Source organism: Sphaerochaeta sp. S2 (assembly GCF_016406725.1).
GTDB lineage: Bacteria > Spirochaetota > Spirochaetia > Sphaerochaetales > Sphaerochaetaceae > Sphaerochaeta.
On the sequence record NZ_JAEKNT010000093.1, the window covers coordinates 1 to 1,564 of the forward strand.

Genomic DNA, 1,564 nt, shown 5'->3' on the forward strand with positions numbered 1-1,564 from the left:
GAACAAGGATATTGCCGGTTACCGTACCGGTTCGCTGCAGGAACTGGCAACCTTCATTAAGGAGCTTCCCCCATGCAACCATTGAAACCATCTCCATTGAGCCGTCCCCTGATCGCCTCATTGCTTGCAAGTCTCTGTGCAATGCTTTGGGGGAGTGCCTATCCTTCCATAAAGTTGGGATACGAGTTGTTTCTCGTTGGTCCCGATGATACGGCTGCAAAAATGGCATTTGCAGGGCTGCGTTTTACCTTTGCCGGACTCCTGGTACTATTCTTCAGATATTTCCAGCAAGGTGAGAAACAACGATTCAAGTCCTTGGATGGCAAGGCTTGGCTGCAGATACTTATGCTTGGCTTGTTACAGACCACCATCCACTATGCCTTTTTCTACATTGGGGTATCATACACCACAGGAGCTAAGAGTTCGATCCTGAACTCATCCTCTGTCTTCTTCAGTGCATTGCTTGCACACTGGGTATATACAAATGACCATATCAGCTTGAGGAAGGGACTGGGTATCCTATTGGGATTTATCTCGGTGGTCATGGTCAACTTTGAGCCCAATCTAGGAATTACATTTTCTTTGAAAGGGGAGGGATTTGTGGTAATTGCTGCTTTCCTTACCAGTGCAAGTGCGCTGTACAGTAAACGGGTAAGCAGGAAAATTGATCCGGTGCTGCTTACCAGCATGCAGCTCTTCCTTGGTGGTCTTATCTTACTCGCGCTAGCGTTGTCACAGGGAGCAAGCTTTCCCACCAGCAGTCTTGGTGGATATGTTCTGCTACTCTATATGGCATCCCTAAGTGCTGTTGCCTTCTCTATCTGGACGACCCTACTCAAGCACAACAAGGTCAGTTCCATCACTGTCTTCAACTTTCTTATACCCGTGGTAGGCACATTCCTCTCTGCACTGCTTTTAGGGGAGTCCATTTTCCGTTTGCAGTATCTTTTGGCGCTCCCCTTGGTGGTAGCAGGTATTGTCCTGGTAACCTACTCCAGTTCAAAAACACCGGTATAGAGACGGTAGTACTGACCCTTAAGTGCCATAAGTTCAGCGTGGGTTCCCTTCTCGATGATCTCTCCCATTTGCAACACCATGATAAGATCGGCGTTGTGGATGGTTGAAAGACGATGGGCAATCACAAAGACAGTCCTGCCTTCCATCAAGGCATCCATCCCTTTCTGGACTACCTCCTCTGTATGCGTATCGATGCTGCTTGTTGCCTCATCAAGTACCAATACTGGGGGGTCTGCTACAATGGCACGTGCGATGGAGATAAGCTGTCGCTGTCCTTGTGAGAGGGTGGACCCATCTCCACTGAGCTGGGTTTGATACCCTTGTGGAAGGTGTGCGATGAAGGAGTCTGCATTGGCCAGTTTTGCTGCCTTGATCACCTCATCATCACTTGCTTCCAGGTTACCGTAGCGAATATTGTCCATGACCGTTCCACTGAACAGATGTACATCCTGCAGTACCACCCCCAAGGAACGACGTAGGTCAGCCTTGCATATCTTGTTGATGTTGATGCCATCATAACGAATTTTTCCATCCGCAAGATCGTAGA

The 1,564-nt window shown here is 48.5% G+C and carries 2 protein-coding genes; one reads left to right on the plus strand and one right to left on the minus strand.

Annotation, left to right across the window (positions count from 1 at the left end; genetic code table 11):
* Positions 1-72: 72 nt before the first annotated feature.
* Positions 73-1,017: a DMT family transporter gene (locus tag JF818_RS02675; protein ID WP_198890446.1), complete on the plus strand. Its 945-nt coding sequence runs from the start codon at positions 73-75 to the stop codon at positions 1,015-1,017.
* On the opposite strand, the gene JF818_RS02680 is transcribed toward JF818_RS02675, so the two are convergent.
* A partial coding sequence (locus JF818_RS02680; protein WP_198890447.1) for an ABC transporter ATP-binding protein occupies positions 990-1,564 on the minus strand: 575 nt, incomplete at its 5' end. The genes JF818_RS02675 and JF818_RS02680 overlap by 28 nt on opposite strands.

What these genes read in the sequence shown, in the direction of transcription:
- JF818_RS02675 (WP_198890446.1), top strand. Translation starts at nt 73, where the DNA reads ATGCAACCATTGAAACCATCTCCATTGAGCCGTCCCCTGATCGCCTCA.